The organism is Sphingobium sp. EP60837, from assembly GCF_001658005.1.
Classification (GTDB): Bacteria; Pseudomonadota; Alphaproteobacteria; order Sphingomonadales; family Sphingomonadaceae; genus Sphingobium; species Sphingobium tyrosinilyticum.
Map to the genome: position 1 here is coordinate 16,795 of NZ_CP015986.1, position 22,287 is coordinate 39,081.

The 22,287-nt window shown below is 62.2% G+C and carries 21 protein-coding genes; 5 read left to right on the top strand and 16 right to left on the bottom strand.

What is annotated here, in order from left to right:
• Window positions 1-149 precede the first annotated feature (149 nt).
• Entirely contained in the window at window positions 150-1,175 is a 1,026-nt protein-coding gene (locus EP837_RS00110; protein WP_066523552.1) for a methyltransferase, read from the top strand.
• Between the two features lie 57 nt (window positions 1,176-1,232).
• Here the strand turns inward: EP837_RS00110 and rpoH are convergent, their stop codons facing one another.
• Window positions 1,233-2,144: an RNA polymerase sigma factor RpoH gene (gene rpoH / locus EP837_RS00115; protein WP_066523553.1), complete on the bottom strand. Its 912-nt coding sequence runs from the start codon at window positions 2,142-2,144 to the stop codon at window positions 1,233-1,235.
• 76 nt (window positions 2,145-2,220) lie between these two features.
• Window positions 2,221-3,171, bottom strand: a complete 951-nt coding sequence (locus EP837_RS00120; protein WP_066523554.1) for an RluA family pseudouridine synthase — start codon at window positions 3,169-3,171, stop codon at window positions 2,221-2,223.
• Window positions 3,172-3,188: 17 nt separating this feature from the next.
• On the opposite strand from EP837_RS00120, the gene EP837_RS00125 reads away from it, so the two are divergent.
• Both EP837_RS00125 and EP837_RS00130 read left to right on the top strand, forming a co-directional pair.
• On the top strand, window positions 3,189-3,590 hold the full coding sequence (locus EP837_RS00125; protein ID WP_066523555.1) for a Mov34/MPN/PAD-1 family protein: 402 nt from the start codon (window positions 3,189-3,191) through the stop codon (window positions 3,588-3,590).
• Window positions 3,591-3,681: 91 nt separating this feature from the next.
• The gene (locus tag EP837_RS00130; protein ID WP_066523556.1) at window positions 3,682-4,335 is read left to right on the top strand and encodes a histidine phosphotransferase family protein; all 654 of its coding nucleotides are present in this window, start codon (window positions 3,682-3,684) and stop codon (window positions 4,333-4,335) included.
• On the opposite strand, the gene EP837_RS00135 is transcribed toward EP837_RS00130, so the two are convergent.
• From EP837_RS00135 to map, 4 genes are all read right to left on the bottom strand, one after another.
• Entirely contained in the window at window positions 4,332-5,384 is a 1,053-nt protein-coding gene (locus tag EP837_RS00135; protein ID WP_066523557.1) for an NAD(P)H-dependent flavin oxidoreductase, read from the bottom strand. The two genes, EP837_RS00130 and EP837_RS00135, sit on opposite strands and share 4 nt — an antisense overlap.
• Before the next feature lie 554 nt (window positions 5,385-5,938).
• Window positions 5,939-7,351: a type I glutamate--ammonia ligase gene (gene glnA / locus EP837_RS00140; RefSeq protein WP_066523559.1), complete on the bottom strand. Its 1,413-nt coding sequence runs from the start codon at window positions 7,349-7,351 to the stop codon at window positions 5,939-5,941.
• Between the two features lie 101 nt (window positions 7,352-7,452).
• A complete protein-coding gene (locus tag EP837_RS00145) occupies window positions 7,453-7,791 on the bottom strand; it encodes a P-II family nitrogen regulator (protein ID WP_037466688.1) in 339 nt (112 codons plus the stop codon).
• Between the two features lie 241 nt (window positions 7,792-8,032).
• A complete protein-coding gene (gene map / locus EP837_RS00150; protein WP_066523561.1) occupies window positions 8,033-8,857 on the bottom strand; it encodes a type I methionyl aminopeptidase in 825 nt (274 codons plus the stop codon).
• Window positions 8,858-8,948: 91 nt separating this feature from the next.
• Between map and EP837_RS00155 the strand changes: the two genes are divergently transcribed.
• The gene (locus EP837_RS00155) at window positions 8,949-9,710 is read left to right on the top strand and encodes a competence/damage-inducible protein A (RefSeq protein ID WP_066528377.1); all 762 of its coding nucleotides are present in this window, start codon (window positions 8,949-8,951) and stop codon (window positions 9,708-9,710) included.
• A gap of 104 nt (window positions 9,711-9,814) precedes the next feature.
• Here EP837_RS00155 and EP837_RS00160 read toward each other — a convergent pair whose 3' ends face one another.
• From EP837_RS00160 to EP837_RS00205, 10 genes are all read right to left on the bottom strand, one after another.
• Entirely contained in the window at window positions 9,815-11,497 is a 1,683-nt protein-coding gene (locus EP837_RS00160) for an acyl-CoA dehydrogenase family protein (RefSeq protein ID WP_066523569.1), read from the bottom strand.
• The gene (locus tag EP837_RS00165) at window positions 11,494-12,360 is read right to left on the bottom strand and encodes an enoyl-CoA hydratase (RefSeq protein WP_066523571.1); all 867 of its coding nucleotides are present in this window, start codon (window positions 12,358-12,360) and stop codon (window positions 11,494-11,496) included. The genes EP837_RS00160 and EP837_RS00165 overlap by 4 nt, the downstream gene beginning before the upstream one ends.
• A gap of 11 nt (window positions 12,361-12,371) precedes the next feature.
• Complete coding sequence (locus EP837_RS00170; RefSeq protein WP_066523573.1) at window positions 12,372-13,154, bottom strand: SDR family NAD(P)-dependent oxidoreductase; 783 nt, start codon at window positions 13,152-13,154, stop codon at window positions 12,372-12,374.
• Window positions 13,151-14,404, bottom strand: a complete 1,254-nt coding sequence (locus tag EP837_RS00175) for a CaiB/BaiF CoA transferase family protein (RefSeq protein WP_066523574.1) — start codon at window positions 14,402-14,404, stop codon at window positions 13,151-13,153. The genes EP837_RS00170 and EP837_RS00175 overlap by 4 nt, the downstream gene beginning before the upstream one ends.
• Before the next feature lie 140 nt (window positions 14,405-14,544).
• Window positions 14,545-14,919, bottom strand: coding sequence for a c-type cytochrome (locus EP837_RS00180; protein WP_066523575.1), 375 nt, complete (start codon window positions 14,917-14,919; stop codon window positions 14,545-14,547).
• Between the two features lie 94 nt (window positions 14,920-15,013).
• Window positions 15,014-16,210 carry an acetyl-CoA C-acetyltransferase gene (locus EP837_RS00185; RefSeq protein WP_066523577.1) on the bottom strand — a complete coding sequence of 399 codons (1,197 nt, stop codon included), beginning with the start codon at window positions 16,208-16,210 and terminating at the stop codon, window positions 15,014-15,016.
• A gap of 119 nt (window positions 16,211-16,329) precedes the next feature.
• Window positions 16,330-17,481: an acyl-CoA dehydrogenase family protein gene (locus EP837_RS00190; protein ID WP_066523580.1), complete on the bottom strand. Its 1,152-nt coding sequence runs from the start codon at window positions 17,479-17,481 to the stop codon at window positions 16,330-16,332.
• A 32-nt stretch (window positions 17,482-17,513) separates the two neighbouring features.
• Complete coding sequence (locus EP837_RS00195) at window positions 17,514-18,527, bottom strand: NADP-dependent oxidoreductase (RefSeq protein ID WP_066528380.1); 1,014 nt, start codon at window positions 18,525-18,527, stop codon at window positions 17,514-17,516.
• Between the two features lie 11 nt (window positions 18,528-18,538).
• Window positions 18,539-19,666 (bottom strand): acyl-CoA dehydrogenase family protein, encoded by a 1,128-nt coding sequence (locus EP837_RS00200; RefSeq protein ID WP_066523581.1) that lies wholly within the window; start codon window positions 19,664-19,666, stop codon window positions 18,539-18,541.
• 26 nt (window positions 19,667-19,692) lie between these two features.
• Complete coding sequence (locus EP837_RS00205; protein WP_066523582.1) at window positions 19,693-20,877, bottom strand: acyl-CoA dehydrogenase family protein; 1,185 nt, start codon at window positions 20,875-20,877, stop codon at window positions 19,693-19,695.
• Between the two features lie 182 nt (window positions 20,878-21,059).
• Between EP837_RS00205 and EP837_RS00210 the strand changes: the two genes are divergently transcribed.
• On the top strand, window positions 21,060-22,286 hold the full coding sequence (locus EP837_RS00210; RefSeq protein WP_066523583.1) for a cytochrome P450: 1,227 nt from the start codon (window positions 21,060-21,062) through the stop codon (window positions 22,284-22,286).
• Window position 22,287 lies beyond the last annotated feature (1 nt).

Genomic DNA, 22,287 nt, shown 5'->3' on the forward strand with positions numbered 1-22,287 from the left:
GTCGTAACGCGATCGCGCGTGGGTTCAAGCTACAGGATGCAGCTAAAGCTCACCCGTGATTGACGTACGCGTCAGGCGCAATCCATGCTATACTCCGGGAAAAGGGTCGCTGCCGCCTCGCCAAGCCTGCATCACGCAGAGGAGAGTCTATGCGCTCCGATATTTCACCCGACCATATCCTGCAAATTGGCATGGGTTTCTGGGCATCGAGGACGTTGCTCAGCGCGGTCGAACTTGGCCTTTTCACGGAACTCGCCAACGGGCCGAAGACCGGCCCTCAGCTGGAGCAGGCATTAGGCCTCCATCCGCGGGCCACCTATGATTTCCTCGATGCGCTGGTCTCTCTTGGACTGCTGGAACGGCAGGGCGACGGCCCCGATGGGCTCTATGCCAATACGGCGGCGACCGGGGCTTTCCTGGATCGGGGAAGCCCTGACTATATTGGCGGCATCCTCGAGATGGCTGCGGCCCGGCTGTTCCGTTTCTGGGCGGACCTCACCACCGCGCTGAAGACCGGCAGGCCGCAGAACGAGATCAAGCTGTCCGGCCGGTCCATGTTCGCTTCCCTTTATGCCGATCCCGCGCGGCTCGAGCAGTTCATGGATGCCATGAGCGGGGTGTCGATGGCGAACTTCGAGACCTTCGCCCAAAAATTCGACTTCAGCCCTTATCATATGCTGGTCGATATCGGAGGGGCGACGGCGCAGCTTTCCTGCTTCGTGGCCGGGCATCATCCTCATATGCGTTGCGCCTCTTACGACCTGCCCGTGGTTCAGCCGATTGCCGAGCGGCGCATCAGCGAGGCGGGGTTGGGCGACCGGGTAAAGGCTGGCTCCATAGACTTTTTCGACGATGAGTTTCCCGCATCAGACATCATCACCATGGGCATGATCCTGCACGACTGGAATCTCGACGCGAAGAAGATGCTCATCGCCAAGGCTTATCGCGCTCTGCCGGACGGCGGCGCCTTCGTGGCGATCGAGAATATCATAGACGACGAGCGGCGGCGGAACGTCTTCGGCCTTTTGATGTCACTCAACATGCTGATCGAATTTGGCGAGGCGTTCGACTTCACTGGAGCCGATTTCCGCCAATGGTGTCTTGAGGCGGGCTTTTCCCGGTGCGAGATCATGCCGCTCGTCGGTCCGGCCAGTGCCGCCATTGCCTATAAATAGCACCAAGAAAAAAGCCCCGGATCGCTCCGGGGCCTCTCTCATTCCATTGTGCGCCTGTCAGGCCAAGGCCAGCCGCATCTTGCCGATCCGGTCGCCAGCAATCCGCATCATCGCCTTCTGCAGCTTTTCAAAGGCGCGGACCTCGATCTGGCGCACGCGCTCGCGCGACACGCCATAGACTTGGCTCAGTTCCTCCAGCGTCTTGGGCTCTTCGGCGAGACGTCGCTCGGCCAGGATATGCTTCTCCCGGTCGTTAAGGTCATCCATCGCTTCGACCAGCATATCGTGACGCAGCGTCTTTTCCTGCTCGTCCGCGACGCGCTCATCCTGCAGCGGATCGGTGTCGGCCAGCCAATCCTGCCACTGGCCCTCGCCATCCTCGCGCATGGGCACGTTGAGCGACGTGTCGCCGCCCATCGCCATGCGGCGATTCATGGAGATCACGTCCTCCTCGGAAACGCCCAGATCGGTCGCGATCTTCTTGACATCATCGGGATGCAGGTCGCCATCCTCGAACGCTTCGATGTTATTCTTCATCCGGCGAAGGTTGAAGAACAGCTTCTTCTGCGCCGCGGTGGTGCCCATCTTGACGAGCGACCAGCTGCGGAGAATGAATTCCTGGATGGACGCGCGGATCCACCACATGGCGTAGGTCGCCAGGCGGAAGCCGCGATCGGGCTCGAACTTCTTCACGCCCTGCATCAGGCCAATATTGCCCTCGCTGATCAGCTCGCTGACCGGCAGGCCATAGCCGCGATAACCCATGGCGATCTTGGCGACGAGCCGCAGGTGCGACGTCACCAGCTGCGCCGCCGCCTCAGGGTCCTGATGTTCGGCATAACGCTTGGCGAGCATATATTCCTGCTCGGGCGTCAGAATCGGAAACTTGCGGATTTCCGACAGATAGCGGTTGAGGCTGGCTTCACCGCCCAGCGTCGGAACCGCGGGGACATTGCTTTTATCAGCCATGTCGCTTCACCCTTCCTTTCATGCGCGGCGGGACCCTGAGTAGGCGTCCGATGCACCGTCGCAAACTTGTCAAAACCTATACGAGAAGCTCGCTTAACAGTTCCTGCATGTCGATAGGCAGTGCACTGTCAAAGCTGAGATTTTGCCCCGTCACCGGATGTATGAACCCCAGCCGTTTCGCGTGCAATGCCTGCCTTTTGAAACCTATCGTTTCCAGTATTGATTTGAAACCTTTTCTGTCTCTACCGTAAACCGGGTCGCCGATCAAGGGGTGGCCCAGATGCGCCATATGCACGCGAACCTGATGCGTCCGCCCGGTTTCCAGCCTGCATTCGACCAGCGCTGCGCCGCGAAGCCGGTCCAGGACGCGATAATGGGTGATGGCGTGCTTGCCCCGTCCTTCTCGATGTACCGCCATCTTCTTGCGGTCGGAGTCCGATCGGCCGATCCAGGTATCAATCGTGCCAGCGCCGGGCTGCGGTATACCATAGACGATCGCGGCATAAAGGCGATCGATGCTATGCGCTTTGAATTGCTGAGCGAGGCCCTCATGAGCCTTGTCCGATTTAGCAACGACCAGAAGCCCGGAAGTATCCTTGTCGATGCGATGGACGATGCCGGGACGCGCCACGCCGCCGATGCCCGACAGCTGTCCCCGGCAATGATGCAGCAGGGCGTTGACCAGCGTTCCATCCAGATTGCCTGCGGCAGGATGCACGACCAGCCCGGCAGGCTTATCGATGACAATCAGGTCCGCATCTTCATGTACGATGTTGAGTGGAATATCCTGTGCCACTGCTTCGGCTTCCACAGGAGGGGGCAGGGTAATGGCGAAGGCTTGTCCGGCCATGACCTTCATCGAAGGATTAAGCGCGCGACCCTGCGCGGTCACCTGACCCTCGACGATCAGGCTCTTCAACCGCTCGCGCGAAAGCTCAGGCAGCAGGTCGGCCAGCGCCTTGTCGAGCCGAAGCCCATGCTGCGCTTCGCCAATCGTCGTTTCGATGATGGAATCCCCCGAACCCATTGGTTAAGCATGTAGGAATGAAGGTCGGAATATCAAGATCGCTGCTGGAACAAATCATGTCCCTCGCCGCCGCTGATCCTCGGGAAGTCTGCGGACTCTTGCTCGGTGAGCCAGGCCGGATCACGGAAATGCGTCCCGCTACCAATGTCGCCGCCGAACCGGCGCGGCAGTTCGAGATAGACCCTGCAACGCTCTTCGCCGCGCATAAGGCTGCGCGTGGCGGCGGACCTGCAATCCTTGGCCATTATCATTCCCACCCTAGCGGCCATCCAGAGCCTTCGGGAACGGACGTGGCCAGCGCCGTGCCCGATGGCAGACTGTGGCTGATCCTGGGCGGAGGCGAGGCGCGGCTCTGGACTGCGGGCGCTGCCGAAGGCGGCGGCGTGAGCTTTACAGGCGCGATGCTCGATATCATGTGAGGCAAAGGCGGCAGGCCGGGGTTGCATCCTCCAGCCTGGCAGCGCATTAGCCTGTCATCCTTCCAGTCCATTTCCGGCGGCAGCATCCTTCATGACCAATCCGACCGACAGCATCGAATTTGCCAGTCTGCTCTGTTCGCGCCTCTGCCACGACCTGTTGAGCCCGGTGGGCGCGCTCAACAACGGCCTTGAGTTGATGGCGGACGAAACCGACCCGGAAATGCGTCAGCGTTGCCTCGACCTGTTGGGGGACAGCGCCAAGACGTCCGCCAACAAGCTTAAATTCTTCCGCCTGGCCTTCGGTTCGGCAGGCGGCTTTGGCGACGCCGTGCCCACGCATGAAGCCCGCGTCGCGATTGAGGGCATGTTTGCGCAGTCGGGCCGGGTCAAGATCGGCTGGCTTGTCGAGGATGACATGCTCGACAAGCTGCCCGTCAAGGTGCTGCTGAACCTCGCCTTGATCGCCGGCGATGCGCTGGTGCGTGGCGGTCAGTTGGACATAGGCGCGGAAAAGCGCCCCGGCGTTACGGAGATCGTCGTGCGAGCCGAAGGTCCCAAGCTGGTGCTGGACCCCGACCTGCGCGCTGCCCTGGCAGGGACGCTGCCTGCCGAAAGCCTGGCGTCCAGAACGGCCGCCGCATGGATGGTTCGCAGCCTGGTGACCAGCGGCGGCGGCGAAATCGCCCTCTCGCCCGCGGGTGAGGCGGTGTTGCTGTTTGGCGCCTCTATCCCCGATCGGGGCTAAGGCGCATCTTTCATTTCTGCTGCGATGATGGCTATCAGCTCGGCCGCAGGAAGGCTGCGGGCGAGTGGAGCGCCTTGCCCGGCCCATTGTGCGCCGTAGCCGCCTTCGCCGTTCGTCTTGGCCACGGCGTTCAATGCTTTTCCGGCATCATAGGCAATCGAATAGGCTGGCGGCAGGCGGCTGCCTTCTTCACCCCAGCGAGTGAAGTGATTTTCCAGGCAGCGTGCGGACCGGCCTGATATCACGCTGGTCATACGCGTATGTTGGGCTGAAGGGCCGCTTAGCGCTGCCCTGTAGAATGTGTCGGCGCTGCTTTCCGGGCAAGCGATGAACGCCGTGCCAAGTTGTGCCGCCGCTGCGCCCAAGCTGAGCGCCGCACGCACAGCTTGCCCATCCATGATGCCGCCCGCTGCGATGACTGGCAGTCCGCACTTTGCGACCAGTAGCCGGGTGAGCGCGAAGGTGCCAAGTTGGTCATCCGGCGCATCTGGATCGAAGACGCCGCGATGGCCGCCCGCCTCATAACCTTGTGCCACGACGGCATCTATGCCCGCCTGCTCAGCTGCGATCGCTTCGGACAAGTTGGTAACCGTAGCGAGCAACATGCAGCCAGCCTGCTTGAGAGCGGCGACGCGAGCCGCATCGGGCAGTCCAAAATGGAAGCTCACGACGGCGGGCGTCAGTTCCAGCAGCATGGCGAGCATGTCATCATCCTCGACAAAGCTGCGGTAGATTTCCCGTAATTCGGTTGGAGCTTGCGATCCCTGTTCTAAAAAGAGCGGCGCCAGTTCTGCCAGCCACGCATTTTCCCGCGCCACATCGCGGGTTGCGGGGGCATGAACGAATAGATTGACGTTGAAAGGCCGGGCAGTGTGATTCTGCACGTCCGCGATCATTGCGCGTGCAGCAGTTGCATCGCTCGCTCCCACCGCGATCGATCCAAGCGCACCAGCCTCGCAAACGGCAACAGCCATCTCTGGCGTCGAAACTCCCGCCATCGGCGCCTGAATGATGGGGTGGGCGAGTCCCAATGTCTCAGTCAGCAGCATGACTTGTTTGTCGGTCTTTCACCGCTAACGCGCAATAGCTGGCGCTTCAGCCCTTCTCATGAACTTGGTGCGGCGAGGGCCTTTTGCAAAGTTCTGGGGCCGTTGCCGTATTCAACACCCGCAGCCACCCAATTGCTACGCCTACTGACCAGGCCGTTGCAAATTCGTCGATCGCCTTTGGGCAATTCAATGGAGGTGGACAGATAGCCCGCCGACGAAATGACTGCCGAAGCTAAGGTAGGGATGTTGCCATCTCCAGCACCGACCAGCAAGCACAAGCAGCTGCGACAGGTGAACAGCCCCTACGACGCGTCTTCCGGCATAAAGAGGCGACCCGCGTCCAGCCCAAATTCAGGGACAGATGAAGCGAACAGCCTTGCTAAAGCGGCGATATGATCCAGGAGCGTCGTTATAGGACATCACTCAACCGACGCCTTGCCAATTTGGGCCTTGTCCAGTCGGAGGGACAGGTCCACGCCACTGCAGCCGAACCAAGAAAAAGGCCCGGCCGCTTTCGCGACCAGGCCCTTGTCCTTTGCAACTCCTGACAGAGATCAGGAGCTGTAATACATGTCGAATTCGACCGGCGAGGGAGCCATTTCCCAGCGATACACTTCGGGCCACTTCAGTTCGATATAGGCTTCGATCTGGTCCTTGGTGAACACATCGCCCTTCAGCAGGAAGTCGTAGTCCGCGGCCAGCGAGTCCAGCGCTTCGCGCAGCGACGCGCAGACGGTCGGAACCTGGCTCAGTTCTTCCGGCGGCAGGTCGTACAGGTTCTTGTCCATCGCGGCGCCCGGATGGATCTTATTCTCGATGCCGTCGAGACCCGCCATCAGCAGAGCCGAATAGCAGAGATAGGGGTTCGCCATCGCGTCGGGGAAGCGGAATTCCACGCGCTTCGCCTTGGCGCCCGCGCCGTAAGGAATACGGCAGGAAGCCGAACGGTTACGCGCCGAATAGGCCAGCAGAACCGGGGCTTCGAAGCCCGGCACCAGACGCTTGTAGCTGTTGGTGGTCGGGTTGGTGAAGGCGTTCAGGGCCTTGGCATGCTTGATGACGCCGCCGATGAAGTAGAGGCAAGTGTCCGACAGACCGGCATAGCCTTCGCCCGCGAAGAGCGGCTTGCCGCCTTCCCAGATCGACATGTGGGTGTGCATGCCCGAACCATTGTCCTGCGCGATCGGCTTGGGCATGAAAGTCGCGGTCTTGCCATAGGCCTGGGCGACGTTCCACACGACATACTTATAGATCTGCATGCGGTCGGCTGTCTGGACCAGCGTACCGAAGGTCAGGCCGAGTTCGTGCTGGGCTGCGGCCACTTCATGGTGGTGCTTGTCGCAGGGCAGGCCCATTTCGAGCATGGTCGAAACCATCTCCGCGCGGATGTCGGTGGCCGGATCGACCGGAGCGACCGGGAAATAGCCGCCCTTGGCGCGCGGACGGTGGCCCAGGTTGCCGCCTTCATATTCCTTGCCGGTGTTGGTCGGCAGTTCGATGTCGTCGATCTTGAAATAGCTCTGCGAGTAATCATTCTCGAAGCGCACATCGTCGAACATGAAGAATTCGGCTTCGGGGCCGACATAGACGGTGTCGCCGAAACCGGCCGACTTCACGAACGCCTCGGCGCGCTTGGCGGTCGAGCGCGGGTCGCGGCTGTAGAGTTCGCCCGTGTCCGGCTCCACGATGTCGCAGAACAGGATCAGCATCGGCGTGGCGCTGAACGGATCGACATAGACGGCGTCCAGGTCGGGCTTCAGGATCATGTCCGATTCATTGATCGTCTTCCAGCCTTCGATCGACGAACCGTCGAACATCAGGCCTTGGGTCAGTTCATCTTCGCCCAGCACCGAAGCGACCATGGTCAGGTGCTGCCACTTGCCCTTGGGATCGGTGAAACGGACATCGACCCATTCGATCTCCTTTTCTTCGATCATCTTCAGGATGTCTTTTGGCGTGTTAGCCATGTGAACTTGCCCTTCTTTCAAAAATACCCCCCCGAAGGGGTAGTGGATGTTGCAGTTCGCCGGCCCCTTGCGAAGCCGCCGGGAAACGGAATGTCGAGTTTTTAGATGGCGTCGCTGTCGCGTTCGCCGGTGCGAATGCGAACCGCGCCTTCGATCGAGGTGATGAAGATCTTGCCGTCGCCGATCCGGCCCGTCTGCGCGGCTGCGGAGATCGCTTCCACGACCCGTTCGGCCAGCGAATCATCGACGACAACCTCCAGCTTCACCTTGGGCAGGAAATCGACGACATATTCAGCGCCCCGATAGAGTTCGGTGTGGCCCTTTTGACGGCCGAAACCCTTCGCTTCGGTGACCGTGATGCCGGACACGCCCACTTCGTGCAGCGCTTCCTTCACTTCGTCGAGCTTGAACGGCTTGATGATCGCTTCGATCTTTTTCATCACTCTAATCCCAACCACAGGCGCGCTTGATGACGGGATATCCCGCCGCCCAGTCCTTCATTCCAGCGACGATCATCATGCCCCCCGAGACATGCGCCGTCCCTTGCGACAATCAATTACCGTGCCAATTGGCGAATCGCTACATCCCGCTTTCGGCGATGCGACAATCTTTGTCCATATTGCCTGAATTCAGGGCAAGCTGCTCACATGCTGCCTGTTTTTTGGGCAGCTGCACGTCCGTTCAATAAGGCGGCGCGTCCAGCCCCGCCGGGCTCTTTGTGAAGATCTCGCAGCCGGTTTCGGTGATGCCGATGCTATGTTCGAACTGCGCCGACAGCGTGCGGTCACGGGTGACGGCAGTCCAGCCGTCCTCCATCATCTTCACGCCCGGCTTGCCGATGTTGATCATCGGTTCGATGGTGAAGAACATGCCCGGGCGCAGTTCGGGGCCAGTGCCCGGACGGCCGACATGGACCACCTCGGGGCTGTCATGGAACACGCGGCCGAGCCCATGGCCGCAAAAGTCCCGAACCACCCCATAGCGATACTTTTCCGCATGCTTCTGAATGGCATAGCCTATGTCGCCCAGATGATTGCCGGGCTTGGCCTGCTCGATCCCCAGCATCAGGCATTCGTAAGTCACCTCGACCAGCCGCCGCGCCTTGATGCTCGTTTCGCCGACGATATACATCCGGCTCGTGTCGCCATGCCAGCCATCGACCAGCGGCGTCACGTCGATGTTCAATATGTCGCCATCCTTCAGCTTCTGCTCGCCCGGGATGCCATGGCAGATGACATTGTTGAGCGAGATGCAGCAGCTATGTGTATAGCCGCGATAGCCCAGCGTAGCAGGCACCCCGCCACCGTCCAGCGTCATGCGGCGCACGATATCGTCCAGCTCGCCAGTAGTGACGCCCGGCACGACATGCGGAACCAGCGCGTCCAATATTTCAGCCGCCAGTCGCCCGGCCTTGCGCATGCCGTCGAAACCGGCAGCGTCATAGAGTTTGATCGCCGTCGATCGGGAAATCGGCGCGTCCGCCGTCATCGTCATATATTCGGTCATGCAACTGATTATAGGCGGACGGGCTTAATATTGCGAGGCCCCCGTTCGCACCCGCTAGGCAGCAGCGCATGCACAGGCTATGGCCTGCCTCATGCCAGCACCTGAACGCATCTGGACAGCCGCGCTGATCGTGATCGGAGACGAAATCCTGTCCGGCCGAACCCAGGACAAGAATGTCGCCCAGATTGCCTCCTGGCTCAATGTGCAAGGGATCAGGCTGCGCGAAGTCCGGGTGGTCGCCGATGAAAGCGATGCCATCGTCGAAGCGGTCAACAGCTTACGCACCGGCAACGACTATCTTTTCACCACCGGCGGCATCGGCCCGACGCATGACGACATAACCGTCGATGCCATCGCGCGCGCCTTGGAGGTGGAGGTGGAAATCCATCCCGAAGCCCGCGCGATGCTGTCGGGCTATTATGAAACGCGTGGCGGGTTGACCGAAGCAAGGCTGCGCATGGCCCGCGTCCCGGCAGGGTCCAGCCTGATCGAAAACCGCATGTCAGGCGCGCCGGGCATCCGGCATGGCAATATCTTCATCATGGCCGGCGTGCCGCACATCACCGCTGGCATGCTCGACAGCCTGACCGGCACGTTGGAAGGCGGCCTGCCTGTCCTGTCCGCGCAGATCGGCTGCTGGGTTGCCGAGAGCGAGATCGCCGACCTTCTCGGCGCGACGGAGCGGGCGCATGCACAATGCCAGATCGGCAGCTATCCCTTTTTCCGCGAAGGGAAGACCGGCGCGAATTTCGTGATCCGCTCCACTGACGCAGCCGCTCTCGACCGTTGCGTCGCCGCCCTCAGCGCCGCGCTGGAGCAGGGCGGTTGGCCGGTCGTGGCCGGAGGGATTTAAGCGCTCGCCACGTTCGTCATGCCAGCGAAAGCTGGCATTTATTGAAGCACCGTGCAGCCCTACGAGATCCGAAGCTTTCGCTGGGATGACGATAATCGTTGGTATCAATTCCCCCCATCCAACAATCGCCGCGCAATAACCTGCGCCTGAATTTCCCCCGCACCCTCAAAGATATTCAAAATCCGGGCATCCGCCAGCAAACGGCTAACCTGATATTCCGTGGCAAAGCCGTTCCCGCCATGGATCTGCAAAGCATTGTCCGCCGCCGCCCAGGCGACCCGCGCGCCGATCAGCTTCGCCATGCCCGCTTCAAGGTCACAGCGCTTCCCCTCATCCTTCCGCCGCGCCGCGAAATAGGTGAGCTGCCGTGCGCCCATAATCTCCGCCGCCATCATGGCGAGCTTGTTGGCGACGCGCGGAAAGTCGAAGATCGACCGCCCGAACTGCTTGCGATCCAGCGCATAGGACAGCCCGATGTCCAGCGCCGCCTGCGCCACGCCAATCGCCCGCGCGGCAGTCTGGATGCGCGCACTTTCGAATGTCGCCATCAATTGCTTGAAGCCCTGACCCTCGACCCCGCCGAGCAGGTTCACCGCAGGCACCCGGAAATCGTCAAAGCCGATCTCATATTCCTTCATGCCGCGGTAGCCGATCACCTCGATCTCCCCGCCGCTCATGCCCGGCGTGGGGAAGGGCTCTTCGACGGTCCCGCGCTGCTTGGGCGCGATCAGCATGGAAAGGCCGCTATAATTTTTGGTCTCGCCATCAGTCCGCACCAGCAGCGTCATGACGTCAGCTCGCGCCGCGTGGGTGATCCAGGTCTTGTTCCCATTCACCCGATATTCCCCATCCGCCAAGGTCGCGCGCGTCCGCAGCGATCCCAGGTCGGACCCCGTATCAGGCTCGGTAAAAACGGCCGTTGGCAGGATGGAGGCATTGGCGATCTGCGGCAGCCAGTGGCCCTTCTGCTCATCGGTCCCGCCGGTCAGGATCAGTTCCGCCGCAATCTCCGACCGCGTGGCGAGCGACCCGACGCCGATCCACCCCCGCGACAGTTCTTCGGACACCACGCACATGGCGGTCTTGCCCATGCCAAGGCCGCCAAATTCCTCCGGGATGGTCATGCCGAACACGCCCATCTCGCCCAGTTCCTCGACGAGGGGGAGGGGGATCAGTTCATCCTTCAGATGCCACTCATGCGCGAAAGGCGCGACCTTCTCATTGGAAAAGCCAAAAAATTGCTCGCGCACCATGTTGAACATGTCATCCAGGCCGCAATTTTCCAGCGTCGCATGTCCGCGCTGATGGGCCAGATGACGCGCAATGGCGCTCTTCACCGCCTGAGTACCGCCTTTGCGGACCAGCGTACGGAAGGCAGGGGCGTCCAATGCCGAAAGGTCATCGGTCAGGTCCGTCGCCCGGATGACCTCGCCCTGGTTCATCGGAATGCCGCCCAGCATTTGCGCGCCATATTCAGCGAACAGCAGCTGCGCGAGCAGCGCCTCGATTTCCCCGAACGCGCCCTGCGTGGTCAGATTGGCAGCCCAGCCGGCCACCTCGCGCATCATTTCCGCATAGGAAGCGAACCAGCCAAAGCCGTGCACCACATGCTGCTCCACATCGGCCAGCACACGGTCCACCTTGCCGCTGTCATCAGTGATCCGCGCCTTCACATGCGGCCGGGCTGCGGCGACAAAGGATTGCGCCGCATCCGCCGCGCCTGAAAGCATGGCTGGCAAGTCGGGAAGGATCAGCACCGTCTTGTCCAGTTCCACAGCTACGCTCATTCTTCCCCCGCCTGTTTCTTGTTCGCTGCCGCCATGGCCTTTGCATCCAGCCCGCCGACAAGGTTGCCGGTCATTAACTGGTTATGCGCATGGGCGAGGTGGTGCATGTGAAAAACGCCGTCCATCGCCTGCCGCTTGCCACGCAGATCCTCCACAAAGTTAAACGCCTGCTTGGTAATCGCAAGGCCAAACCGGTCATGCTGGGCGATCTCGGCAGCTATCTTGGCCACTTCCTCCCTCAGCGTCTCGCGCGGGAAGATCTCGTTGACCATGCCGAACTGATAAGCCCGCTGCGCCGGCATGCGCCTTCCGAGTAACAGCAGCTCCCGTGCGACCCGAGGCGGCAATTCGAACGCATGGGCGAAATATTCCACTCCCGGTTGAGCCATGCGCTGCACCGGGTCCTGGAAAAAGGCATCGTCCGACGCGACGATCAGGTCGCACACCCACGCGAGCATCAATCCGCCCGCGATGCAGGCGCCCTGCACCATGGCGATCATCGGCTTGGGGATTTCCTGCCAGCGGCGGCAGAGGCCCAGATAGCCATCCTGCTCCAGCACATATTGCCGCTCTGCACCACCCTTGTTCAGATGATCCCACCACATGCTGGTGCGGATGCGCGGCATGTGGCTGTCCTTCTCAGGCGTGCCGATGTCATGCCCGGCGGAAAAATGCTTGCCTTCACCGCCCAGCACGATGACCTTGACCTCGTCATCCTCGACGGCGCGCTTGAACGCGTCGTCCAACTGGCCCAGCAGCCGGTAATTCTGCGCGTTGCTATATTGCGGGCGATTGAGCATCACCCATGCCACGCCGTCCTTGACGTCATAGGTCACATATTCAGGCTGCGCCTCTTCGCTCATCGAAACTCTCCTCAGCGCGGAGCCATGCGGATGGCCCCGTCGAGCCGCACATCTTCGCCATTCCAATAGTCATTCTCGATCATCGCTACCGCCATCGCGGCAAATTCGGCAGGCTGGCCGAACCGCTTGGGGAAGGGCACCGTTGCTGCGAGCGAGGCGCGCACCGTGTCCGACGCCCGGGCCATCAGCGGCGTGTCGAAAATGCCCGGCAGGATGCAATTGACGCGGATACCGTCATTCATCAGGTCGCGCGCCATTGGCAGCGTCAGGCTGACGACGCCGCCCTTGGACGCGGCATAGGCGGTCTGCCCGATCTGCCCATCCTCGGCCGCCGCGCTGGCGGTATTGATGATGACGCCGCGCGCCCCATCGGCCAGCGGTTCCAGGTCCAGCATGCCCTGCGCCGACTTGGCGCAGCAGCGGAAGGTGCCGATCAGGTTGATCTGGATGATCTTTTCAAAGGAATGGAGGGGGAAGTGCCTGGTCTCGCCGGTGGTCTTGTCGCGGCTTGCGGTCTTGACCGCGTTGCCGGTGCCCGCGCAGTTGACGATGATCCGTTCCTGCCCATGCGCCGCGCGGGCCTTCTCGAAACCCGCATCGACCGACGTCTCGTCCGTCACGTCCACCTTGCAGAAGGCGCCGCCGATCTCCGCCGCGACTTTGTTTCCGGTCTCTTCATTGAAGTCGAACAGGGCGACCTTCACGCCCCTGGCCGCCAGCGCTCGCGCGGTGGCTTCGCCCAGCCCCGATGCGCCGCCTGTCACGACGGCGGCCACGCTTTGATCCAGCTTCATGCTTTTGTCCTCTCCGTTGCAGGCCGCTGCGCGATTGCGCCCTGGTCTGCCAGCGCGTCCAGCGCGGCGTCGTTCAGGCCCAGCCACTCACCCAATATCTCACGGCTATGTTCGCCCACGCGTGGCGGGCAGTAGCGGTAGTCGGCAGGTGTCGCCGACAGCTTGCCCGGATAGGCTACTGTGGGAATCTCGACTCCGTCATCCTCGCGCCGGAAACGGTGGACGGTATCGCGCGCCTCGACAAAGGGGTCTTCGAACACATCCTTGATCGTGTTGACCGGTCCAGCGGGCACGCCCTTGGCAACGAAACGCTCCATCAGCTCGTCCCGCTCGAACGGGCGGACAAGCTCCTGCACCTTCGCCTCGATCGCGTCCCGGTTGATCAGGCGCTGGGCGCTGGTTGCGAAGCGGGGATCGCTGCTCAGTTCCGGATGCCCCATCTCCTCGCACAGCGCGCGGAATTGCCGGTCATTGCCCACCGCGATGATCATTACGCCGTCTGCAACCTCGAACGTCTTGTAGGGCACGACCGTCGGATGCCGGTTGCCCAGCCGCCCAGGCACGACACCGCCCACCAGCCAGTTCATCCCCTGATTGGCCAGCATCGCGATCTGCGTATCCAGCAGCGACACGTCGATCTGCTGCCCTTCGCCCGTCCGCTCGGCATGGCGCAGCGCCATCATGATCGACACCGTCGCGAACATGCCGGTCGAAAGGTCCGCCATGGCGACGCCCGCGCGCAGCGGCCCGCCATCCTCCTGTCCGGTGATGCTCATGAAGCCGCCCATGCCCTGCGCGACAAAGTCATATCCACCCCGGTCCGTATAGGGGCCGGTCTGGCCAAAGCCGGTGATGGAGCAATAGACGAGGCGCGGGTTGATCGCGCTCAGACTGTCATAATCGAGGCCATATTTCTTGAGGCCGCCAACCTTGAAATTCTCGACGACAATATCCGCTTCCGCCGCCAGCTTGCGGATCAGCTCCGCGCCCTCCGGCGTCGCGAGGTTGATCGCAGCCGACCGCTTGTTGCGGTTGCAGGACAGGTAATAGGCGCTGGTGCCGATCTCCGGCTCGCCATCCGCGCCGGTCAGATAAGGCGGTCCCCAGGCGCGCGTATCGTCGCCATGGCCCGGCAGCTCGATCTTGATCACATCGGCGCCGAAGTCCGCCAGGATCTGCGTCGACCATGGTCCGGCGAGGACGCGGGACAGGTCCAGCACCTTGATGCCTTCCAGCGCGCGCGCGTTCATCGGCGCGCTCCCGCCAGCATCCCGCGTTCAGATTTTCGCATCCTCTCCAGTCCCTGCATATTGCTGCACTCTATGCTGCAACAAATAGCGGGACCGGAGCCGTAGCACAAGAATTATTGCACTATAGGATACTTTTCATCTCATTTCTTGGTCGCGCCCGCCAGATAGGCGATCACATTCGCGCGGTCGGCGGGATTGGCGAGCCCGGCGAACACCATCTTGTTGCCCGGCACCTTGGCGGCAGGCTTTGCAAGGAAGGCGTCGAGCGATTTCGCGTCCCAACGGATCTTCGCATTCTTCATCGCCGTCGAATAGGTAAAGCCCGGCGCGGTGCCAGACGTGCGGCCGAACAGCCCCGACAGCGAAGGCCCGATCTTCTTCGGCCCAGCCTCGACCGAATGGCAGATCGCGCAGCGGGCGAACACGCCCTTGCCCTTCACGGCATCGCCGCTCTGGGCGAGCGCGGGGGTCGCGATCAGCAAGGTGGCAGCGAGTGCGGCGGCTCGAACAAGCATCTGTTATCCTTTTCCCTTCATTGCCGGCAAGAACCTGTACCAGCGTGCATAAATAGCCAATAGCAATCCGAGTCTGAACAGCAATTGAAGCCGCTTAAGCCCGTTCGAAGACCGCCGCCAGACCCTGCCCGCCGCCGATGCACATCGTCTCCAGCCCATAGCGCCCCTCGCGCCGCTGCAATTCCCGCAGCAGGTTTGCCAGGATGCGCCCGCCCGTCGCCCCAATCGGATGCCCAAGCGAAATGCCCGAGCCATTCACGTTGAGCTTGTCTCGATCATCCCAGCCCCACCCTTTAAGGCACGCCAGTACCTGCGGCGCGAAAGCCTCATTCAGCTCGACCAGATCCATATCCTTCCAGCCCAGCCCCGTCCGCGCAAACAGCCGCTCGACAGCAGGCACCGGGCCGATCCCCATCCGCGAAGGGTCGCACCCCGCCGCCGCCCAGCTGTGCAGAAAACCCATGGGTTCCAGCCCCAGTTCGCTGAGCTTGTCCTCCGCCACGACCAGGCAAGCCGCCGCCGCATCATTCTGCTGGCTGGCATTGCCCGCAGTCACCACGCCGTCCTTCTCGATCGGCTTCAGCAGCGCGAGTGATTCCGGCGTCGCATCCGCGCGAAACCCCTCATCCTTGGCGAACATCACGGGCTCGCCCTTCCGCTGTGGCACGGGCACCGGCACCAGTTCATCATCGAACTTCCCCGCGTCCCAGGCGGCCGCGGCCCGCTGATGGCTCATCGCCGCATATTCGTCACACGCCTCGCGTGAGATGTCATAGTCCCGCGCCAGATTATTCGCCGTTTCGATCATCCCGCTGATGATCCCGTAGCGAGCAATCGGCTGCGACATGACGCGCCCCCGCGTCAGCCGGTCATGAAATTGCGTCGATCCCGACCGCGCGCCCCAGCGATGGTCGATCGAATAATATTCCACGTTGGACATGCTCTCCACGCCGCCCGCAACGACGATATCGGCAGCGCCCGTTTGAATGCGCATCGCCGCATCAATCACCGCCTGCAATCCGGACCCGCAACGGCGGTCCAACTGCACACCCGGAATGGACTCCGGCAATCCCGCAGCCAGAGCCGACCAGCGCCCGATGCACGGTGCCTCGCCATTGCCATAGCCCTGCGAGAAGACGACATCGTCGATGCGCTCGGGATCGATCTTCGTGCGCTCCACCAGCGCCTTGATGATGATCGCACCCAGATCGCCCGCCGTCATGGACTTCAGGGAACCGCCATATTTGCCGACAGCAGTGCGGATAGGGGCGACGATAGCGGCTCTGCGCATGGGAATTACCTTTGTGCAAATATCAGTTTCTAGTCTCCGTTCGGTTCGAGCAGCATCGAGCTTGTCGAGATGCGTCTCGACAGGCTCGAACCGAACCGATGGAAAGGTTCACGATCGCCTCACCGGGCCTCAGCCTGCCGGATCATCTGCCGTGCGATGATAGTCTGCTGGATCTGGCTGGTGCCCTCATAAATGCGCAGCAGCCGCACATCGCGATAGAAGCGTTCGACCTTATACTCGGCCATATAACCCGCACCGCCATAGATCTGCACCGCCCTGTCGGCGATCCTCCCCACAGCCTCCGACGCGTGATATTTGAGCGCCGCGCACTCCATGCTCACCGGCTCGCCAGCATCGAATTTCGCCGCGACCGACTGCATCAGCGCCTCGGTGGTCAGCATATCGACCTTCATGTCCGCCAGCATCGCCTGCACAAGCTGAAAGTCCGCGATACGCTGCCCGAACTGTTTGCGCTCCATCGCATAGCCCAGCGCCATGTCGATCAGCCGCTGGCACATGCCCAGCGCCACGGCGGCGATGTGGATACGCCCGCGATCCAGCACCTTCATCGCCGTCTTGAAACCGCGCCCCGGCACTCCGCCGATTATGTTCGCGGCAGGCACCACTACGTCCTCCAGGATCACATCAGTCGTGACGGCACCCTTTTGCCCCATCTTCTTGTCCGGCTTGCCCAGCGTAATGCCCGGCGTGTCGGCAGGCAGGATGAAGGCGGAAATGCCGCCCGCGCCCTTGATGTCCGGCTCGGTCCGCGCCATCAGCGTGAAGACGCTCGCGCGCGGTGCATTGGTGATGTAGCGCTTCGTCCCGCTGATGCGGTAGGTGTCGCCTTCCTTCACCGCCACCGTCCGCAACGAAGCCGCATCCGACCCGGCCTCAGGCTCGGTCAGCCCAAAGCTCGCAATCGCCTCGCCCGTCGCAAATTTAGGTAGCCACTCCCGCTTCTGCGCCTCGGTTCCGTCCATGACGATGCCCTGGCTACCGATCCCAACGGTCGTGCCGATGACCGACCGGAACACGACGGAAGCCCGTGTGATCTCGCGGATGATCGCCGCTTCCTCGGCCATGGTGCAGCCAAGGCCGCCATATTCTTCCGGCACGGAAATGCCGAACAGGCCCATTTCACGCATCTGCTGGATGATGCGCTCGGGCACGGCATCCGCTTCCTCCACCTCGTCCTCGGCGGGGATCAGCTTTTCCGCCACGAAGCGCTGCACGGTAGTGCGGAACATGTCGAACGTCTCGGCGTCCATTTATGAAATCTCCTCTCCGGAATTCGTGCAGGTCAGCTCAGCTTCACCATGGTGCGGCCGATATTGGCCCCGCTGAACAGGCCCCAAAAGGCGTCCAGCGCCTTGTCGATGCCTTCATAAATCGTCTCGGCCGACGCCATCTGCCCGGCCGCGCTCCAGGCGGTCATCTGCTCGACCATCTCCGCCTCCAGATCCATATGGTCGAGCGCGATATAGCCCTCCATGCGGATGCGCTTGGTCATGATCATGGTCAGGTTCCGGGGCACGCTCGGCGCATCGGTCACATTATATTGGGAGATCATCCCGCACACCGCGAAGCGTGCGAAATTGTTCGCCAGCGACAGCGCCGCCTGCAGATGATCCCCGCCCACATTCTCGAAATAAACGTCGATACCGCTCGCGCCGATCGCCTTCACCTCGCGCGCCAGCGCCTTGGTCAGGCTGGGCTCGGCCTTGTAATCGATCGCCGCATCGACCTTCAGCACCTCGCGCAGGAACGCCACCTTGTCCGGCCCGCCCGCAGAGCCGATGACCGGGCACCCCATATTGCGCGCAATCTGGCAGGCGATCGATCCCACGGCTCCGGAAGCCGCGGACACGAACACCACGTCGCCCGCCTTCAGCTGCGCGATCCGCAGCAGCCCGGCATAGGCGGTCAGCCCCGGCATCCCCGCAAAACAGAGCCATGCCTGAGACGGCAGGGCATGCTTGTCCCGCTTCTGCAAGGCGCTTGCCGGTGCGTTGAAAGCCTCCCGCCAGCCCAGCCGGGAAAAGACAAGGTCGCCCGGCGCAAAGTCCGGATCATGCGACGCGATCACCTCGCCGATCGCCGGTCCTTCCATCGCGGCGTCGAGCGCGAAAGGCGGCACATAGCTTTTCGCATCGTCCATCCGGCCTCGCATGGCCGGATCGACCGCCATCCACAGGTTGCGCACCTGCACCTCGCCTTCGGCAGGCGGCGGCACGTCCCTGCTGGCGCAGGTGAAATCCTCGGCGACGGGTTTGCCGACCGGGCGGCGCTTCAACTGTATTTCACGCGATTGCATGGCCGCCTCTTTCAATAGCCGTTCAGACGCGCCCAGCGTTCGCGATGCCATGCGGTCGATCCATAGCATTGCTCCGCCACCCGGGCGCGCTTCAGATAAAGCCCCGCATCATGCTCATGCGTCATGCCGATGCCGCCATGCAGCTGCACCATCTGCGAGGAGATTTGATGCACCGTCTCGCCCGCAATCGCCTTGGCAAGAGACGCCAGGCCGGGCAGGGCGGGGCTGTCCTCGTCGATCGCCGTCAGCGCTTCTTCCACGGCTGACCGGGCCAATTGCAACTCGCCGAACAGCTCCGCCGCACGATGCTGCAATGCCTGGAAGGACCCGATGACCGCGCCGAACTGCACGCGGGTCTTCAGATAATCCAATGTCGTCTCAAACGCCTGCGTTGCGCTGCCCAGCATTTCGGCGGCAATCCCAACCGCAGCCCGATCTCGAATGGCGTCGAGCAACTCCGCCCCCTTGTCGACTTGGCCCAGCACCGCCTCCGGTTCCACCGCAACATCGGCAAAACTCCAGGCCGCAGGCACTCGCGCATCGACCTGATCGAGCGGTTCCCGCGTCAGCCCCGGCGCATCGGCTTCGACAAGGAACAGCGTGACGCCATCGCCGGTGCGCGCCGCGACGATGGCGAACTGCGCCACCATTCCGTCCTGCACCGGCCGTTTGACCCCATTCAGCTTCCAGCCTGAACCGGAAGCCTCCGCCGTCAGCCTGATCTTCTCCGGCGCATGATGTGCGCCTTCGTCCATCGCCAGCGTCCCGATCACCGATCCATCCGCTATTCCCGGCAACCAGCGCGCCTTCTGCTCATCCGTGCCGCCCAACCGCAGCGCCGACGCCGCGACCAGCCCGGAACTCAGCAGCGGAGACGCCGCCAGGGTCCGCCCCAGCTCCTCCAGCACCAGCCCCATGCTGCGATAGCCAAAGTCCGATCCGCCCTGCTTCTCCGGCACGACAATGCCGCACCAGCCCATCTGCGCCATTTCCGCCCAGGCTGCGGCATCATGTCCGATTGAGCCTTCCACGCCGCCACCGCCATGGCCGTAGAGCGAACGCAGCGCCGTTACCGGCACGCGGTCGCGCACCCATTCCGACGCCATGTCCTTCAGCATCTGCTGTTCTTCGTTCAGCATCCTCCCGATCCCATTCCCGTCCGCGTTCAGGCCGGAAGGCCCAATGTTCTTTTCGCGGTGATATTATTCTGCACTTCGTAGCTGCCGCCGTAGATGGAAAAGGCTTTGCTATGCAGCAGCGCGCGCGTTGCCTCCCGCTCTGCCTCACCATAGGCGGAGCCCGCCCAGCCCAGGCCGTTCGCTCCCATCAATTCGGTCAGCAGTTCCGCCCGTTCCTGGATGATGCCGGACCACAAATTCTTGAGCGCGGACACGCCGCTGCTGATGCCTCCGCCGGCCTTGGCTTCCTCGGCAAAGCGGCGGACGGTCGCCATATAGGCTTCGTGCCGCATGGCGTTGCGCACCATGCGCGCGCGCAGGTCGGGGCAATCCACCCGGCCCAGCACGTCCGTGCCCAGATATTGATGCGCCAGCGGGGCGAGCGGCGTGATTTCCGCCTTCACCTCCGACAGGCTGTTGCGCTCGAACTGCAGCAGCCGTTTGGCGATGGTCCAGCCCTGGTTCACCTCTCCGACCAGATTGCCCTTGGGCACCTTCACATCGTTGAAGAAGACTTCGCAGAAGTGGGTCGATCCGCTGATCAGCACGATTGGCCGCGCCTCGATCCCTTCGGATTTCATGTCGATCAGCAGGAAACTGATGCCGCCCTGCTTCTTGCTCGTATCGGTCCGCACCAGCGCGAAGCACCAGTCGGCCTGATCCGCGCCGGACGTCCATATCTTCTGCCCGCTGACCAGCCAATGGTCACCCATGTCGTTGCATTTGGTCTGCAGCGACGCCAGGTCCGATCCCGCGCCGGGCTCGGAAAAACCCTGGCACCAGCGCCGCTCATGGCTGGCAATCCAGGGCAAATGCGCCAGCTTCTGCTCCTCATTGCCGAATTCCAGCAGGGTAGGGCCCAGCATCATCGTGCCATAGCTGCGGATCGGGTTAAAACCGCCGATCGCCGTCAGTTCCTCGCCGATGATCTTGCCATGGGCCGCCGTGAGGCCCGCGCCGCCATAGCGTGGCTCCCAATTGGGCACGCCCCATCCCTTGTCCGCCATGCGCTGGCGCCACAGTTGATAATCCGCATTGGACTCCGCCGCATGCCGATCGCCCTGGAACAGAAGGCCGGGCACGCCGGTCATCGAAGGCGGGAAATTCGCCTTCAGCCAGGCCCGGACTTCCGCCCGGAACGCCTGGGCTTCATCTGCCATGAGGTCGGCCATCAGCCTTTTGTCCCTGTGCTGCTCATGGACTGATCCTTATGCCAATTCTGCACTCATGGCTAGGATTAAATTGCACGGGCGGACAAAAATCACCCGGTTGGCAGCGCTCATAAACTATACCATAATGCAGAATTTATAAGAGCGCACGCCTCCCGAGTCGCGTTTAATTGGAGAGTTCATTCATGGAAACGCTGGCAACCCGCCCGATTCCGGCCCATGTCCCGCCCGAAATGGTCGGCGATTTCAGCCTTTTCTCCTCCCCCGGCATGCAACCAACGCCCAATGGCGATCCCCAGGCGGCATCCGCTGTCGTCCATCAAGGTCCGCGCATCTTCTACTCGCCCGTAAACACCCGCGACGGCCGCGGCACCTGGGTCGTGACCCGCGCACAGGACCAGCGCCGCGTTCTGCAGGACCCCGAAACCTTCTCCAGCCACCGCAGCATCTTCGCCTCTGCCCTTGGCGAAAGCTGGCCGATGATCCCGCTGGAACTGGACCCGCCAGACCATGGCAAGTTCCGCTCCCTCCTGAACCCGCTACTCTCCCCCCGCCGCGTCATGGCGTTGGAAACCGCCGTTCGCGAACGCGCCGTATCGCTAATCGACGGCATCGCCGCATCGGGCACCAGCTGCGATGTCATGCAAGACTTCGCCTTTCCCTTCGCGGTCAATATCTTCCTGCGCTTCCTCGGCCTGTCCGACGATCGCCTGCAGGAGTTTGTCCGCTGGGCCAACGATCTGCTCCACGGAGATAACGTCCAGCGCCCCGCCGCTGCCCGAACCATCATCGCCTTCATCGACGACCTCGCTGCCGAACGGCGCAAGCGGCCGGTCGATGACTTCGTCTCCTTCCTCGTCCAGGCGAAGATCGACGACCGTCCGCTGACCGATGCAGAGATACGCGGCACAGGCGTCCTTCTGTTCGTCGCCGGGCTTGACACCGTGGCCGCCGCGATCGGCTTCGACCTCAACTATCTCGCCCGTCACCCCAGCGACCAACAATGGCTCCGAGACGACCCCTCCCGCATCGTTCTCGCCGCCGAAGAATTGCTCCGCGCCTATCCCACGGTCCAGATGATCCGGGTCGCCACGAAGGACATAGATTTCGAAGGCGCTCCGATCCGCAAAGGCGATTATGTGTCCTGCGCCACCATGATCGCCAACCGCGACCCCAATGAGTTCCCCGAGCCCGAAAAGATTGATTTGACCCGCGAGGACAATCGCCACACCGCCTTCGCCTATGGCCCGCATCGCTGCCTCGGCTCGCATCTTGCGCGCCGCGAGATCGTTGTAGGGCTGGAGGAATGGCTGAAGCGCATCCCGACCTTCCGCATCAAGGAAGGGACCGCGCCGATCACCTATGGCGGCCATGTCTTCGGCATCGAGAAACTGATCCTCGACTGGTCCTGAG